General features: G+C 67.0%; 18 protein-coding genes. 8 read left to right on the top strand and 10 right to left on the bottom strand.

Going from position 1 to position 14,637, the window contains the following annotated elements; genetic code table 11:
- Both GV792_RS21050 and GV792_RS21045 read right to left on the bottom strand, forming a co-directional pair.
- The gene (locus GV792_RS21050; protein WP_163826001.1) at positions 1 to 426 is read right to left on the bottom strand and encodes an acyl-CoA thioesterase; all 426 of its coding nucleotides are present in this window, start codon (positions 424 to 426) and stop codon (positions 1 to 3) included.
- Positions 423 to 1,376 (bottom strand): AraC family transcriptional regulator, encoded by a 954-nt coding sequence (locus GV792_RS21045; protein WP_163826000.1) that lies wholly within the window; start codon positions 1,374 to 1,376, stop codon positions 423 to 425. The genes GV792_RS21050 and GV792_RS21045 overlap by 4 nt, the downstream gene beginning before the upstream one ends.
- A gap of 117 nt (positions 1,377 to 1,493) precedes the next feature.
- Here GV792_RS21045 and GV792_RS21040 point away from each other — a divergent pair, with 117 nt between their 5' ends.
- Entirely contained in the window at positions 1,494 to 2,084 is a 591-nt protein-coding gene (locus GV792_RS21040) for a hypothetical protein (RefSeq protein ID WP_163825999.1), read from the top strand.
- A complete protein-coding gene (locus GV792_RS21035; RefSeq protein WP_163825998.1) occupies positions 2,081 to 3,295 on the top strand; it encodes an MFS transporter in 1,215 nt (404 codons plus the stop codon). Before GV792_RS21040 ends, GV792_RS21035 begins: the two co-directional genes overlap by 4 nt.
- A 23-nt stretch (positions 3,296 to 3,318) precedes the next feature.
- On the opposite strand, the gene GV792_RS21030 is transcribed toward GV792_RS21035, so the two are convergent.
- The 3 genes from GV792_RS21030 to GV792_RS21020 form a co-directional block, all read right to left on the bottom strand.
- Entirely contained in the window at positions 3,319 to 3,768 is a 450-nt protein-coding gene (locus tag GV792_RS21030; protein WP_163825997.1) for a nitroreductase family deazaflavin-dependent oxidoreductase, read from the bottom strand.
- 95 nt (positions 3,769 to 3,863) lie between these two features.
- Positions 3,864 to 5,018, bottom strand: coding sequence for a DUF5925 domain-containing protein (locus GV792_RS21025; protein WP_163825996.1), 1,155 nt, complete (start codon positions 5,016 to 5,018; stop codon positions 3,864 to 3,866).
- A gap of 54 nt (positions 5,019 to 5,072) precedes the next feature.
- A complete protein-coding gene (locus GV792_RS21020; RefSeq protein ID WP_163825995.1) occupies positions 5,073 to 5,990 on the bottom strand; it encodes a TIGR03620 family F420-dependent LLM class oxidoreductase in 918 nt (305 codons plus the stop codon).
- Positions 5,991 to 6,080: 90 nt separating this feature from the next.
- On the opposite strand from GV792_RS21020, the gene GV792_RS21015 reads away from it, so the two are divergent.
- Positions 6,081 to 6,623 (top strand): TetR/AcrR family transcriptional regulator, encoded by a 543-nt coding sequence (locus GV792_RS21015; RefSeq protein WP_163825994.1) that lies wholly within the window; start codon positions 6,081 to 6,083, stop codon positions 6,621 to 6,623.
- A gap of 90 nt (positions 6,624 to 6,713) precedes the next feature.
- Here GV792_RS21015 and GV792_RS21010 read toward each other — a convergent pair whose 3' ends face one another.
- Genes GV792_RS21010 through GV792_RS21000 form a run of 3 tightly spaced genes read right to left on the bottom strand, consistent with a single transcriptional unit; the run spans position 6,714 to position 9,572 of the window.
- Entirely contained in the window at positions 6,714 to 8,135 is a 1,422-nt protein-coding gene (locus tag GV792_RS21010; protein ID WP_163825993.1) for an NAD(P)(+) transhydrogenase (Re/Si-specific) subunit beta, read from the bottom strand.
- Positions 8,136 to 8,139: 4 nt separating this feature from the next.
- On the bottom strand, positions 8,140 to 8,454 hold the full coding sequence (locus GV792_RS21005) for an NAD(P) transhydrogenase subunit alpha (RefSeq protein ID WP_163825992.1): 315 nt from the start codon (positions 8,452 to 8,454) through the stop codon (positions 8,140 to 8,142).
- The gene (locus GV792_RS21000; protein WP_175583079.1) at positions 8,454 to 9,572 is read right to left on the bottom strand and encodes a Re/Si-specific NAD(P)(+) transhydrogenase subunit alpha; all 1,119 of its coding nucleotides are present in this window, start codon (positions 9,570 to 9,572) and stop codon (positions 8,454 to 8,456) included. The genes GV792_RS21005 and GV792_RS21000 overlap by 1 nt, the downstream gene beginning before the upstream one ends.
- 359 nt (positions 9,573 to 9,931) lie before the next feature.
- On the opposite strand from GV792_RS21000, the gene GV792_RS20995 reads away from it, so the two are divergent.
- The 3 genes from GV792_RS20995 to GV792_RS20985 are packed head-to-tail and all read left to right on the top strand — an operon-like array spanning position 9,932 to position 11,911.
- The gene (locus tag GV792_RS20995; protein WP_163825991.1) at positions 9,932 to 10,435 is read left to right on the top strand and encodes an HIT family protein; all 504 of its coding nucleotides are present in this window, start codon (positions 9,932 to 9,934) and stop codon (positions 10,433 to 10,435) included.
- Positions 10,432 to 11,268, top strand: a complete 837-nt coding sequence (locus GV792_RS20990) for a maleylpyruvate isomerase family mycothiol-dependent enzyme (RefSeq protein WP_163825990.1) — start codon at positions 10,432 to 10,434, stop codon at positions 11,266 to 11,268. The genes GV792_RS20995 and GV792_RS20990 overlap by 4 nt, the downstream gene beginning before the upstream one ends.
- A gap of 4 nt (positions 11,269 to 11,272) precedes the next feature.
- Positions 11,273 to 11,911: a Type 1 glutamine amidotransferase-like domain-containing protein gene (locus tag GV792_RS20985; protein ID WP_163825989.1), complete on the top strand. Its 639-nt coding sequence runs from the start codon at positions 11,273 to 11,275 to the stop codon at positions 11,909 to 11,911.
- A gap of 1 nt (position 11,912) precedes the next feature.
- Here the strand turns inward: GV792_RS20985 and GV792_RS20980 are convergent, their stop codons facing one another.
- Positions 11,913 to 12,413 (bottom strand): GtrA family protein, encoded by a 501-nt coding sequence (locus tag GV792_RS20980; protein WP_163825988.1) that lies wholly within the window; start codon positions 12,411 to 12,413, stop codon positions 11,913 to 11,915.
- Positions 12,414 to 12,471: 58 nt separating this feature from the next.
- Complete coding sequence (locus GV792_RS20975; RefSeq protein WP_256673861.1) at positions 12,472 to 12,792, bottom strand: hypothetical protein; 321 nt, start codon at positions 12,790 to 12,792, stop codon at positions 12,472 to 12,474.
- Between the two features lie 128 nt (positions 12,793 to 12,920).
- Here GV792_RS20975 and GV792_RS20970 point away from each other — a divergent pair, with 128 nt between their 5' ends.
- Both GV792_RS20970 and GV792_RS20965 read left to right on the top strand, forming a co-directional pair.
- Positions 12,921 to 14,285 (top strand): FAD-binding oxidoreductase, encoded by a 1,365-nt coding sequence (locus GV792_RS20970; RefSeq protein WP_163826054.1) that lies wholly within the window; start codon positions 12,921 to 12,923, stop codon positions 14,283 to 14,285.
- Positions 14,285 to 14,623, top strand: a complete 339-nt coding sequence (locus GV792_RS20965; protein ID WP_369008994.1) for a GNAT family N-acetyltransferase — start codon at positions 14,285 to 14,287, stop codon at positions 14,621 to 14,623. Before GV792_RS20970 ends, GV792_RS20965 begins: the two co-directional genes overlap by 1 nt.
- Positions 14,624 to 14,637 lie beyond the last annotated feature (14 nt).

The following is a 14,637-nucleotide window of genomic DNA, read 5'->3' as shown; positions in this document are numbered from 1 at the left end:
TCAGTCCGTGACGAGCTTGGCGGCCGCGGTACGGATGACGTCGGGGATCTCGACCGGTTCGCGGGTCTCGGAGTCGACGTAGACGTGCACGAAATTGCCGGTGGCGGCCAGTTCGAGTTCCCCGTCGGCTTCGCGGAAGATCGCGAGGTCGTAGGTGATGCTGGAGCGGCCGAGACGCGAGATCCGCAGGCCGACCTGGAGCTGGTCGGGGAAGCTGATCGAGCCGAGGTACTGACAGGAGGTCTGCGCAACCACACCGAGGGCGGGCAGATCGCGGATATCGGTGCCGGTGGCGTGCATCAACCATGCGTTGACCGCGGTGTCGAAGTACGCGTAGTACGTCACGTTGTTGACGTGCCCGTAGTGGTCGTTGTCGGCCCACCGGGTGGGCACCGGCCAGAGCACCGGATACTGCTGCTGCGTCACCCGGCCGACGATACCGGCGCCGGTGCCGCGCCTCGGCGGTGGTCACGGGGGCTCACACCGAACTGGCGTTTGAACGCCGAGCTGAGCGCGAAGGCGCTGCCGTATCCCACCTGTCGTGCGATGGATTCGATCGTGGCGTCGGAGTCCTGGAGCAGGTCGGCGGCCAGTGCCAGCCGCCATTCGGTGAGAAAGGCCATCGGCGGCTCCCCCACCAGATCGGTGAACCGGCGGGCCAGCGCTGCCCGCGACACCCCGACCGCCGAGGCCAGGCCGGCGACCGTCCAACCGTGGGCGGGATTGTGCTGCAACAACCGCAGTGCCTTGCCGACCAGCGGGTCGTTATAGGCGTGGTACCACGCGGGGGCGTCGTTGCGGGCGAACCAACTGCGCAGCGCGGCGATGAGCAGCAGGTCGAGCAGCCGGTCCAGGACGGCGCCCTGGGCGGGCTGATCCTTGGACATCTCGTCGACGAGCAGTTCGAGCAGCCGGGTGTCGCATTCGCCGCGGGGCAGCACGATGACCGGGGGCAGGGCGCGCAACAACCCTTGGCTGACCGCACCTGCCGATTCGTAGGTCCCGGTCACCATCACGGTCTCGCCGTCGGGGTCGGTGCCCCATTCCCGCACACCGAGACTCAGTGTCTCGCAGAGGATTTCACCATCCGGGGTCATGGTGACCTGGCCGGGTTTGATGATGATCTGCGGTTCGGTGGCCGGATCATCGGCGACGGTGTAGGGCTTTGCGCCGCTGAAGACGACGACGTCACCGGCACTCGTGCGCCGGGCATCGGCACCATCGGCCATGATCCACGCACTGCCGCGGATCATGGCGAGCACGGTCAACGGTGCCTCGTCCTCGATCCGCAGCGACCACGGCGGTTCCAAGATCGACCGCATGAGAAAAGCTCCGCGCGCCCGAGGACCCTCGAGCAAACCGGCGAGCGCGTCCATTCCCTCACTGTACGACGTGACGACAGCCGCTACCGCACGGTCGAGATGGTGAGACAGGTCTCGGGCCATCGCACCGGGGAGATGCCACTATGGAATGAGACGACGGGGGGACGATCGATGATGACTCTCCAAGCCACATTCACCGGAGACCGGGTCTGCTTCGGCGACGATCATCTATCCGCCGCCGATCTACCCGCCGCGGATCGCGAGGTGCTCGCCACCGAGATTCGCGATGCCGACCCCACCGCCATCTCACCCGAGATCCGCACCCGCGCCGGCGTCACGCTCTTCGTCTCCGCGACCCAGCGTGAAGAACTCGACGGCTTCTGCGCGGCACATTCGATTCCGATCCGCCGTCGCTTCGACGTGTGGGCCGAGCTGCTCGAACCGTATCTCGACACCGAGTTCGCCGACGATGAGCACCGCGCCACCATCGCCAGGCTCGAACTAGCGGGCATCCCCGCCGACGAGGTCGCCCACATCCGCGAGCGGGTCGGTCCGGTCGTCCACGCGTACAACGTGAAGGTCTGGGAATGGGTCCACCTCGGCCTTCCCGACCTGCTCGAAGCCGCCACCACCCGTTTCGTGCCGCAGCATCTGCGTGCCGGACTCGGTGACCTCACAGAGTTCCGCGCCTGGACGATGACAGTCGCCGACCGTCCCGTCGACCGCGCGACCGGCGACGATCCGACCGGGCAGACCCGATGAGCGGCGGTACCGTCGACCCGGTGGTCACATCGACGATCGACCCGATGGTGCGGATCGCGCGCGCGGCGGTGTTCACCGTATTCGGGCTCAACGGCTTCTTGCTCGCCATGTGGGTGGTGCACATTCCGGCGATCACCGAGCGGACGGGCGTCTCTCATTCCACGCTCGGCATGTTCATTCTGTTGATGGCGGGCGCCGGGATCGTGGGAATGCGGCTGGCCGGGCCGCTCGCGGATCGGTTCGGCAGCCGGGCGCTGGTCGGGGTCGCCGGGCTGACGGCGTCGGTGTGCGTGGTCGGGCCGGGGGTGGCGACCGGGCCGGTATCGCTGGCGATCGCGTTGGCGGCCTTCGGTTTCGGCAACGGCGCACTCGATGTGTCGATGAATACCCAAGCGGTGCATGTGGAACGGGAGTATCGCCGTCCCATCATGTCCGCGTTCCACGCCTTGTTCTCCGGCGGCGGGCTGGTGGGTGCGCTGGTCGGCGCGCTGACCCTGCGGATCGGCTGGTCGCCGTGGCTGACGATGTCACTAGCCGCGGCCTGCGGTGTCGTCATCGTGCTTGCCTGCCTGCCGCGGCTGCTGCCACACGCCCCCGCACAGCACGAGACCGACGCGTCCACTACGCGACGCAGTCCGAGCAAGGTGTGGGCGCTGGCCGCGCTGGCCTTCGGACTGCTGCTCACCGAAGGTGTTGCCAATGACTGGAGCACCCTGCAGATGCGTGAACACCTTGGCACCGATGAGGCCACCGCCGCATTGGCTTTCGGTGCCTTCTCGGTGACGATGACGGTCGGCCGTTTCACCGCCGATCGGGTCAGCGGGGCATTCGGCCGGGTCGCGGTGGTGCGCTACGGTTCACTGCTCGCGGCCATCGGACTGCTGCTGATCCTGGTGTCGCCGTGGGTGGTGCTGACGCTGCTCGGGTGGGCATTGTGCGGGCTCGGGCTGTCCGGCGGCATCCCGCAGATCTTCACCGCCGCGGGCAATCTCGGTTCGGGCAGTGCGGCCACGGATATGTCGCGGGTGTTCAGCATCGGCTATGTGGGTTTGCTCGCCGGACCCGCGGTAATCGGCTGGCTGACGGCATTGGTCCCGCTCACCGCGACATTTGTGGTGCCGTTGGCGATCGTGGTGTTGTGCTGCGTGTTCGCGGGGGTCGTCGCCCCATCAGGATCTGCTCCCCGATCGGGGCACAGCGCAGTCGAGTGACCTGGCGGGCTGCTTTCGCCTGATCAGCCCCGCATCGACAGCTCGACCATCGGCACCGTATCGATGCCCTGGCCCGTGGTCTCCTCGATGATGCCGCCCAGCTCCTGATAGGCCTTGGGATGTCGGACCTGATATCCGGCCAGCACCGCCGCGGTCTCCTCGATATCGAGTATCCGCGCCATCGCGGCCCGCCGGTACCGCCATCCGACGCTCACCCGACACCGTGGTTCGGCCAGCAGATTCCGGTACCACTGTGAGGTCGCGCCGAATCCGGAGGCGATGACGACGGTTTCGGCGTCGGGCCGGTCGACAGTCTCCAGCACCACATACCGCACCTGACCGGACTTTCGGCCGACGTGCTCGAGCATCATCAGCCGACCGCCGAACAGGAAACCGAGTCTCGCCCGGAACACCCAGATGGGTGCCCGCACAAACCACCGCGTCCGCAACAGCTTCGCTCCGATACTCGGCATGCAGAGACGGTAACAGTGGTGGTCGGCGATCCCGGCCTGCGACTCGTGGTATCGCGCGAAAGCCGGTGCGCCTTCGCACTATCCGATGCCGGTGCCTACAGGTAGAGACCGGATTCCACCGGTGCAGGCAACGTTGCGATCCGCTCGGCGCCGTCGCGCAAGGCGATCAGTTCGGCCAGCGATGCACCACCGGAAGGCACCTCGACCCGATCGGCATGCTCGCCCAGCCAGGTACGCGATTCGGAATGACTCAGCCGCCCCACCTCCAGCTGAGCCAGGCAGCGGCCCGGCCGGGTGACCGCGGGATGCAACCGCGACAGATCCTCATTGGTGGTGATCGCGACCAGCACATCCCTGCCCTGGCCGAGCATGCCGTCGGTCAGATTCAACAGCCGGGAAAGGCCCTGCCCCGCAGACTCTTTCGCCTCGGCGCGAATCAGCTCGTCACAATCTTCCAGCACTAGCAGCCGCCAGCGTCCCGCGCCCTGCTCGCCGCCGTCGGCGCCCATCGTCGCCGACATCAGATACCCGGGCCGGGAGAACAAAACCTCCGGGTCGAGTACGCAGTCGGCCTGACACCACTGCCCCCATGAGCGCGCGAGCGCCCGCAGTGCGGTCGTCTTGCCGGTCCCGGGCGGGCCGTGCAGCAGCAAAAGCCGACCACGGATGTCGGCCGAACCAAGGGCCATCAGCCGATCCAGCGTGGCCGCCACCGGCGCCGCATAGTTATCCCGGATATCGGACCACGCCGGGGTGGAGACATCGAGCACCCGCCTGCGCGGGCCCTGCTGGTCATCGAGATGCCAGAACCCCATTTTGATCACATCGTCGGAGCTCGCCTCCTCGACCGCGTCCCTGGTCGACTCGGTCATGATCCGTTCGGCCAGCTCGTCGTCGACCGCCACCACCTCGACGACGCCGCTGCGGTCCTCCCAGCGATCGGAGCGCAATGTCCATCCATCGCCGTGCACGAGGACCGAGACGCTGCCGCCGTCGTTGATCATCCGCGATACGGTCGAGCCAGCGGGACGCAGCAAGGCCTGCGGGCGGACCCGTTCGAGATGCACCTTCCGGTAGCAGGGCAGGGCACCCCGCGCGAACGGCGTCAACGCGAGCACGTCGAGGACGTCGCGGGCGGAATAGTAGGAATCGAGCCGGACCGACCAGTCGAGACCGCCGGTGGCATCCGATGACGCCGCCGGTGGACCGACCAGCCGCAGGGCTTCACTGTGGTCGAACACCGCCACCATGCTTCGCGCTCGGAGGATGATCGTCCAGCGATTATCGGCGCGGTGATGAATTTCTCATGCGGCCCTGACGGGGATGAGCCCTGCGAGTTCTCGCCACTGGGGCAACGGCAGCATGCCGGGCTCGGCCGTCAGGACCTGCAGGCACACATGGTCGGCGCCCGCGTCCAGGTGGGCGCGGATACGGCGATCGATGGCGTCGAGGTCGCCGTAGGCCACGATCGCGTCCACCAGGCGGTCGCTGGGCCCGCCGTCGATATCGGCATCGCCGTAGCCGAACCTCCGGATGTTCGCCTGCTGGTGTGGCGCCGTTGTGACATATCCGGCGACATGCGCACGGGCGACCTCCCTGGCACGACTGCGATCGGTATCCAGCACCACAGCCTGCTCGACCGCGAGCGCCGAATCGGGGCCGATGATCCGGCGCGCCAGCTCGGTGTGTTCGACGGGAACGAAGTACGGGTGCGCGCCCCACGTTCGTTCGGCGGCCAGTTCCAGCATCTTCGGGCCGAGCGCGGCAAGCATCCGACGCGGCGCCGGGTCGGGAACCGGACCATGTTTCGGTACCGCGTCCATGGCGTTCAGGTACTCGCGCACCGCGGTCAGCGGCTTGGCTCCGATCGGTGGCATCGGATACCCGTCCAGCGCTCCGGTCTGCCCGCCGACGCGCTGGCCGCCGAGCCCGAGCACGAAACGGCCCGGAAAAGCATCCCCGAGGGTGCGTTCGGCGGTCGCCATCGCGATCGGATCCCGGAACGCGATATTGGCGATCCCACTCCCTACGACCATGCGCTCGGTCGCCGAGAGCAGCAGCCACGCCTGCCCCACCGCGTCACGGCCCATCGCCTCACCGAACCACACCGCGCCATAACCGAGGTCCTCGAGTTCGGCCGCCGTCTCACGCACCCGCCCCGCGGACTGATACTCGAAGGCGAAAGTCCAGATACCGAGAGGCCCCAGCTGTCGCTCTGTCATCTCACAACTCCCGCCAAACTTTTCTGGAGAGGTTCTCCACTTATCTGGGAGTACATTACGGAGAACTTCTCCGGATAACAAGGGACAGGTATGAGAGCCGATGCGCAGCGAAACTACGAGCGGATACTTGCCGCCGCGGCCGATGCGTTCGCCGCGGACGGACCCGAGGCCTCGCTCAACGACATCGCCCGGCGTGCGGGCATCGGCCCAGGCACGCTCTACCGGCATTTTCCGAATCGCCAGGCGCTGCAGGCCGCTATCGTGGGCGACCGGGTCGACGCGTTGTGCGCCCGCGCGGACGAGCTGGCCGCCGCTGACCCGGATTCGGCGCTGCGCCAGTGGTTGCACGCGTTCCTCGTCCACGCCCGCACCGACCACGGTCTCGGTGGCGCCACGCTCGCCGGCGACGACCTCGGGTTCGATTGCCACGCCAGAATTCACGATGCGGCCGCGAATATGCTCGCGCGGGCCCAGCGCGAGGGTGGGGCGCGCGCGGATGTCACACCGAGCCAGGTGATTCAGCTCGTCGTCGGTATCGCCTTGGCCCCGGCGCGATCCGATGCCGCCCCCGACGAACCGCACCGACTGCTCGAGATCGTCATCGACGGGCTGTACAGGGGTCCGTCGACGTAGCGTCACCGACCCGTCGGCGACGGTTCCCGCAACACGTCGGCCCCCGCTCGATTCCGAGCGGGGGCCGACGTGTTGGTGAAGCGGGCGGTCCTACAGGGCCTTGAGTTCTTCGGTGACCTCACCGACGGACTTCTTGGCGTCACCGAACAGCATGGAGGTGTGGTCGGCGTAGAACAGCGGGTTGTCGATGCCGGCGAAGCCGCTGTTCATCGAGCGTTTGAGCACGATGACCGATTTCGCGTGGTCGACGTTGAGGACGGGCATGCCGTAGATCGGGCTGTTGGCATCCTCGCGGGCCGAGGGATTGGTGACGTCGTTGGCGCCGATGATGAGGGCGACATCGGTGCGGGAGAACTCGCCGTTGATGTCGTCCATTTCCTTCATCGCGTCGTAGGACACCTCGGCCTCGGCCAGCAGCACATTCATATGGCCGGGCATACGACCCGCGACCGGATGGATGGCGTACTTGACCTCGACGCCCTTGGCCTCGAGCAGGGCCGCCATCTCCTTGACCGCGTGCTGGGCCTGGGCCACGGCCATACCGTAGCCGGGCACCACGATGACCTGGTTTGCGTAGGCCATCTGGATCGCGGCATCGGCAGCCGAGGTGGCCTTGGCCTGCTTCTGCTCGCCGCCACCCGAGGCGGCCGCGGCACCGCCGCCACCGCCGAACCCGCCGGCCACGATCGCCGGAATGGACCGGTTCATCGCCTTGGCCATCAGGTTGGTCAGGATGGTGCCGGACGCGCCGACGATCATGCCCGCCACGATCATGGCGGTGTTGTTCAACGCCAGACCCGCCGCCGCGGCCGACAGACCGGTGAGGGCATTGAGCAGCGAGATCACCACGGGCATATCGGCGCCGCCGATGGGCAGCACGACCATCAGGCCGAGAATGCCCGCGAGCACCAGAACCGCGACCATCCACCACTGCGAAGCGCCACCGTCGGCGGCCTTCACGCCGATGAACACAGCGGCCGCGATCGCACCGACCAGCAACAGCAGGTTCAACGGCTGCTGAAGCTTGCCCAACCCGATCGGACGACCGGGCAGGATCTCCTGCAACTTACCGAAGGCGATCAGCGAACCCCAGAACGAGATCGAACCGATGACGGCCGCGAACAGCGAACCGATCACGATGTGCACGGTCGGTTCCTCGCCGTGCTGGAAGTTCGAGAACCCGGTGGTGTCCAGGAATTCCGCCCAGGCGATCAGCGCGACAGTGCCACCACCGACACCGTTGAATGCCGCCACCAGCTGGGGCATTTCGGTCATCTTGGTGAACTTGGCCGGCGGCACACCCAGCACCACACCGACCACGAGACCGGCGATGATGAGGATCCAGTTACCGGTGTCGCGCACCGCGATCAGGGTCGCGACCACCGCGATGCCCATACCGGCCGCGGCGATCCAGTTGCCGCGCACCGCGGTCTTCGGGCCGGTCAAGCCCATCAGACCGTAGATGAACAGCGAGAACGCGACGATATAGAGGATATTGACCAGGTTGTCCATCGGTTTACTCGCTCGCCTTCTGCGCGGCCGGCTTCTTGCCCTTGAACATGCCGAGCATGCGGTCGGTCACCACGAAACCACCGATGACGTTCAGGGTTCCGAACACCACGGCAACGAACAGAATGATCTGCATCCCCACCGACGGGTCCTCGACCTTGCCAAGGGTCACCAGCGCGCCGAGCACGACGATGCCGTGAATGGCGTTGGTGCCCGACATCAGCGGGGTGTGCAGGGTGTTGGGCACCTTGGAGATGACCGCGAATCCCACGAAGCCGGACAGCACCAGGATCGCGATATTGGCAAGCAGTTCGGTGTACATCAGTTCTCCACCTCGCGCGTCACGCAGGAATCGGCGAGCACCTGATCGTCGAAATCAGGGGCGAGTTTGCCGTCAACCAGCATCAATTCCAGCAGTGCCGCAATGTTCTTCGAGTACAGCTCGCTGGCATGCTCGGGCATGGTCGCGGGCAGGTTCAGCGGCGAGCAGATGGTGACGCCGTGTTTGACCACGGTCTCACCGGGCTCGGTCAGCTCACAGTTGCCACCGGTCTCACCGGCCAGATCCACGATCACGCTGCCGGGCTTCATACCTTCCACGGCGGCGGCGGTGACCAGACGCGGCGCCGGGCGTCCCGGCACCAGCGCGGTGGTGATCACGACGTCGAAGCCCTTGATCGCGTCTTCGAGGGCCTGCTGCTGCTTGGCCTTCTCCTCATCGGTGAGCTCACGCGCATACCCGCCCTCACCAGCGGCGTCGATACCAAGATCGAGCCACTGCGAGCCGACCGAACGCACCTGATCGGCCACCTCGGGACGCACGTCGTAGCCGGTGGTCCGCCCGCCGAGGCGCTTGGCCGTGGCCAATGCCTGCAGGCCGGCCACACCGACACCGAGCACCAGCACCGTCGCCGGCTTCACGGTGCCCGCCGCAGTGGTGAGCATCGGGAAGAAGCGGGTCGACTCCGATGCCGCGAGCAGCACGGCCTTGTAGCCGGCCACATTCGCCTGCGACGACAACGCATCCATCACCTGCGCACGCGAAATACGCGGAATCGCCTCCACCGCAAAGGCCTGCACGCCGGCCGACTTCAGTGCACCGATCTGGTTGTCGGCATTGCGCGGGGCCAGGAACCCGATCAGCGTCTGACCGGAGTTCATCTTGGCCACCTCGGCGTCGCTCGGCGGCGCGACCTTGACCACGACCTCGGCCGACCACGGATCACCGATGGTCGCACCGGCCTCGGCATAGGCCTCGTCGGGGATGAGCGCGCCGAGTCCGGCACCGGATTCCACGACCACCTGCACGCCCTGTTTCACCAGAGCCGGAATGATCTTGGGCACCAATGCGACACGTCGTTCGCCCGCGCCGGTTTCGCGAACGACTCCGACACGCGCTCCGCGCGGGGACTCCTCGCCCACGTTTTGCGTTGTCTCCACCTGTCAGACTTCCTTCTCGTGCTGGCTTAGCTCCACCGAATCGACTCAGCGCCGCTGAACGACGGCCGAACGAAGTTACTGAAGAGTAAGTTCCACCAAATCCTCGCAACTGTACCCGGCTCGCGGTGAGCTTAGCTGAGAGTCCCGTCACACACGGGCGGCCGGGTTAGGTTGCCCTATCGGACTCAGATCGTGACGAACCAGGGCAAACGACACAAGAGCGTACGTCCGGGTCGGTTACATACCTATGGGTAGGTTGCCCGGTCGGGCCGCCGCGAAGGCGGCCCACCGTGACACGCATCACGCCGATAGCCGGGCGCGGGGTGTTCCAGGCCACTCGTACGCCGTATGGTCGCCGTGTGAACGACTGCGTCTTCTGCCGCATCGTGGCGGGTGAAGCTCCGGCGACCAAGGTGTACGAGGACGACACCCTGTGCGCGTTCCTCGACATCCGTCCGATCGCTCGCGGCCACACGCTGGTGGTGCCCAAACGCCATGCCACCGAACTCGAGGACCTCGATCCCGAGACCGGTGCCGAACTGTTCCGCGCCGGACATCGGCTGGCGCTGGCGATCCGGCGCGGCGACTTGGCCGCCGACGGCGCCAACCTCATCCTCAACGACGGCACCGCGGCCTTCCAGACCGTGCCGCACGTCCACCTACACGTCGTGCCACGCAGGCACGGTGACAAGCTGCGCTTCGCGGCCGGGTTCCTGTTGCGCCGCCCGCACGAACCCGAGTCCACCGCCGACGCGATCCGCACCGGCCTTGCCGCACTCGACGAGACGGCGGAAACCGAGCCCGCCGCAACCGAACTCGATTCCGATCAGCCCGGCACGGGGGAAGGAACCGCACTACGATGACCGAGACGCCGAATCAAGCCGAACTCACGGCACTGTTGCCCGAACAGTGGGAGGCCATCGCCGCGCTCGTCGACGGACTCGACGAGCATGTCTGGCGTACACCGACCTCGCTACCGGGCTGGACGGTCTTCGACGTGGTCGCCCATGTCGTTGGCACCGAGTCCTTTCTGCTCGGGGAGAAGCCACCGCCGCGCGATCGCTCCCAGCCAGATATCGATGTGCACACCCTGCCGCATGTACGCAACGAAACCGCGGTGTTCAACGAGATCTGGATTCAGCGACTGCGCCCGCTCACCGGATCCGCACTGCGGCAACGGTTCTTGGACGTCACCGAGCGCAGGCGCAAAGCGCTGACCGAGATGGACGACGCGCGGTGGCAGGCGCAGGGTCCGTCGCCGATCGGGCCGGTGAGCTATGGCCGGTTCATGCGGGTGCGGCTGTTCGACTGCTGGATGCACGAATTCGATATCGCCGATGCGCTCGGTGTGCGGGTCGACGAAGGCGGTGCGCGTGGCGAGCTCGCCTTGGCCGAGTTCCTGCAGACCGTGCCTCGGGTGATCGCCAAGGTCGGCAAGGCGCCCGAGGGATCGCGGATCACCTTCGAACTGACCGGGCCACTGGCGCGAACTCTCCACATCGCGGTCGATGGCCGGGCCCGCTACGTCGACACCATCGACGGCCCGCCCACCACCACCATCACCCTGGATTCCGGGCTGCTGGTTCGACTCGGTGGCGGTCGCGTCACCGCCGATTCGCGCATGAGCGAGATCGGCATCACCGGCGACGACGAGCTGGGCAGGCGGCTGGTGCGGACCCTCGCCTTCACCATCTGATCCGGTGCGGCTGTTCCTTGCCTCCTACCGATTCGGCGCGCATTACGACAGGCTCGCCGCCCTCGCCGGTGCGCCGGGGCGGGTCGCGGTGATCGGCAACGCCTGCGATGCCTGGCCTGCCGCGCGCGATGCGGCGATGACCAGCGATCTGGTTCCGCTGCGCCGGTTGGGGTATCAGGCCGAGGAAGTCGATCTTCGGGAGTACGCCGGGCGGACCGAGCAGTTGGCGGCGAAGCTGTCGGAGTTCCCGTTGCTCTGGGTGCGCGGCGGCAACACCTTCGTGTTGCGTGCCCAATTCGCCCGCAGCGGAGCCGATCTCGTCATATCGGAGCTACTCGCCACCGACGCGCTTGTGTACGCGGGCTATAGCGCCGGAGCCTGTGTCCTCGCGCCCGATCTCCACGGTCTGGAAACCGCCGACGATCCCGCCGAGGTCCGGCCCGCCTGCGGAATCGAGCCGCGCTGGGACGGGCTCGGCCTCATCGATCGGCCGATCGTCCCGCATATCGATTCCGCGACCGATCCCGACGGCGACGGCAATCGACTGTCCGCTGCTTACCGGGCCGCGGGCGTCGCGCACTGGGCGCTCACCGATGACGACGTCATCGTCATCGACGGGGATACCGTGCACCGCTACGGATGACTCAATTCTCCGAGCACAAGGCGGGGTTGGCGCGACGCCGGAAGACCACCCAGCGCATCGCGCTGTACATATAGACAGCCTCGCATGCCCCCGCCGCCAGCCTGGACAGGTGATAGTCGAGTCCGAGCGCGGTCAGACCGGTACTCACACCGAGGATGAACGCCAGATAGTTGACCACAACGACCGCCACGTACACCGCGGCCTGGCGGCCGATCGGTGCGTGCGAGTGGAAGTTGACGGTGCGGTTGAGCAGAAAGGCCAGACCGAACGCGCACACATAACCGATCGTCACCGACAACCACAGCGGCAGCCCGACCCCGCTGTGCAACGTGGTGAGCAGCAGCAGGTCGACACCGAAGGTGAAGCTGTTGATCAGCGCAAAACCCAGGAACGTCGGCGCGACGATCCGGTCCAGCCTCCACGGCAGCCGCGCCACCACGGCCTCGCAGACGCGAGTGAAACGGTCGGCCAGGGTATCGGTGGCGACGGCCAGATCATGCACGGCGACCAGGGTGCCAGCGGCAGATGTCCGCCAGGTGATCACCCGGCGAACGCGCAGGTCAGGCCATCTGCGCCTGGGTGCCCGCCGACCCCTCGTCCAGTGCCGTCCATGCGGTGAGGCAGCGGCGCCTTGTGACGTCGTCGGCCTCGGTGAGCAAGGCGTCGAGCAGCACCCGCGGATCCTGCCGCCATTGCGCGGTGACCGCGGCGACGGTATCGACACCGAACATTCCGGACCGATCCAGCGCGTCCGCCCATTCGGCGTGCTCACCCGCGTGTACCCGGCGCAGCGCCGCCGGATCGACTCCGCCGTCGACGAATTCGGCGGAGAACATCGCGGCCACCAGCTCTCGGCAATTCTGCGGTTCGACTTGCTTCAACGCCCATCCTTCCGCCCGACCAGTGCACAACCCCGACAGTGAATTGTCTCCCGCCGGCCCGCCGCAGGCCACTCCGGCGCGCGACATCACATTCGGTGGCTTGCGGGTACGGCGCGGGCCCTAGTGTTATCGACGTGGACCTGCATGAACTGATCGAATCCCTGCCCGAGGGCGCGGTGGTCACCGACCCCGATCTGCTCGACGGCTATAGGCACGACTGGGCCCGCGATCCCGATGCCGGCACCCCGCTGGCCGTGGTCAGGGCCACCAGCACCGCCGATGTCGCGGCGACGCTGCGGTGGGCGAACGCGCATCGGGTGCCGGTGGTGCCGCGTGGGGCGGGATCGGGACTGTCCGGTGGGGCGACCGCAGTGAACGGCGGGATCGTGCTGTGCACCGAACGGATGCGCGACATCACCGTTGACCCGGTGACGCGCACGGCGGTGGTGCAGCCCGGTCTGCTCAATGCCGAGGTCAAACGCGCCGTGGCCGAACACGGGCTTTGGTATCCACCGGACCCGTCGTCGTTCGAGATGTGCTCCATCGGCGGCAATGCCGCGACCAACGCGGGCGGGCTGTGCTGTGTGAAATACGGCGTGACCACCGATTACGTGCTCGGTATGGAGGTCGTGCTCGCCGATGGCACGCCGGTGCGGCTGGGCGGGCCACGGTTGAAGGATTCCGCGGGTCTGTCGTTGACCAAGCTGTTCGTCGGTAGCGAGGGCACGCTCGGCGTCATCACCGAACTCACCCTGCGACTGCTGCCCGCGCAACCGCCGCAGAGCACCGTCGTCGCCTCGTTCGGCACATTGACCGCGGCCACCGAGGCGATCCTGTCGATCACCGGTGCGCTGCGCCCGGCAATGCTCGAGTTCATGGACACCGTCGCGATCAACGCGGTGGAGGACGAGATGCGGATGGGCCTTGACCGCGAGGCCGCCGCGCTGCTGGTCGCACGCTCGGACGCGCCCGGCGCGTTCGCCGCCCATGAGGCCCAGGTCATGGTCGCGGCGTGCGAGAAGGCGGGCGCCACGGAGGTGTTCCACACCGAGGACGCCGAGGAAGGTGAGGCCTTCACCGCGGCACGGCGTTTCGCGATTCCTGCCGTCGAACGGCTCGGGCCGCTGCTGCTCGAGGACGTCGGTGTACCGCTGCCACGCCTCGGCGACCTGGTCAACGGCATCGCGGACATCGCCGAACGCAACGATGTGCTGGTCTCGGTGATCGCGCACGCAGGTGACGGCAACACCCACCCGCTGATCGTGCACGACCCCACCGATCCGGAGATGACCGAACGCGCCCACCGCGCCTTCGGCGAGATCATGGATCTGGCCATCACACTCGGCGGCACCATCACCGGCGAACACGGCGTCGGCAGGCTCAAGAAGGCGTGGCTGCCCGATCAGCTCGGTCCCGACGTGATGGCCCTGACCTCCCGCATCAAGGACGCGCTCGACCCGCACGGCATTCTCAACCCCGGCGCCATCCTGTGATCGAATCGACCACATCCGGAACAACCGCACCGGAGAAGGAGTTCCACCCAGATATGACCACCAGGCTCGAACACAACGTCGCCGATACTCGCTTCGAGATCTACATCGACGACACCCTCGCTGGGTACGCCGATTACGCCGAACGTGAAGACGCCAAGGTCCGCGACTTCCACCACACCATGACGTTCCCGGAATTCCGTGGCCGTGGTGTGGCCGCCCAGGTGGTCGAGTATGCCCTCGCCGATTCCAGGGACAACGGCTTCTCCGTGGTCCCCACCTGCTGGTATGTCGACCAGTACATCGGCTCGCACCCGGAGTTCGCCGCGCTCGTCGGCTGAGGGCTGCCGCCGGG

The sequence above is a fragment of the Nocardia cyriacigeorgica genome (assembly GCF_010868145.1).
GTDB lineage: Bacteria > Actinomycetota > Actinomycetes > Mycobacteriales > Mycobacteriaceae > Nocardia > Nocardia cyriacigeorgica_D.
Note: the sequence above shows the minus strand (reverse complement) of the source record. Positions and strands in the feature narration are given on the sequence as shown.

Excerpts from the sequence above, each read along its gene's own strand:
- GV792_RS21045 (WP_163826000.1), bottom strand. The coding sequence starts at position 1,376 with ATGGACGCGCTCGCCGGTTTGCTCGAGGGTCCTCGGGCGCGCGGAGCT.
- GV792_RS21040 (WP_163825999.1), top strand. The coding sequence starts at position 1,494 with ATGATGACTCTCCAAGCCACATTCACCGGAGACCGGGTCTGCTTCGGC.
- GV792_RS21035 (WP_163825998.1), top strand. The coding sequence starts at position 2,081 with ATGAGCGGCGGTACCGTCGACCCGGTGGTCACATCGACGATCGACCCG.
- GV792_RS21030 (WP_163825997.1), bottom strand. The coding sequence starts at position 3,768 with ATGCCGAGTATCGGAGCGAAGCTGTTGCGGACGCGGTGGTTTGTGCGG.
- GV792_RS21025 (WP_163825996.1), bottom strand. The coding sequence starts at position 5,018 with ATGGTGGCGGTGTTCGACCACAGTGAAGCCCTGCGGCTGGTCGGTCCA.
- GV792_RS21020 (WP_163825995.1), bottom strand. The coding sequence starts at position 5,990 with ATGACAGAGCGACAGCTGGGGCCTCTCGGTATCTGGACTTTCGCCTTC.
- GV792_RS21015 (WP_163825994.1), top strand. The coding sequence starts at position 6,081 with ATGAGAGCCGATGCGCAGCGAAACTACGAGCGGATACTTGCCGCCGCG.
- GV792_RS21010 (WP_163825993.1), bottom strand. The coding sequence starts at position 8,135 with ATGGACAACCTGGTCAATATCCTCTATATCGTCGCGTTCTCGCTGTTC.
- GV792_RS21005 (WP_163825992.1), bottom strand. The coding sequence starts at position 8,454 with ATGTACACCGAACTGCTTGCCAATATCGCGATCCTGGTGCTGTCCGGC.
- GV792_RS20990 (WP_163825990.1), top strand. The coding sequence starts at position 10,432 with ATGACCGAGACGCCGAATCAAGCCGAACTCACGGCACTGTTGCCCGAA.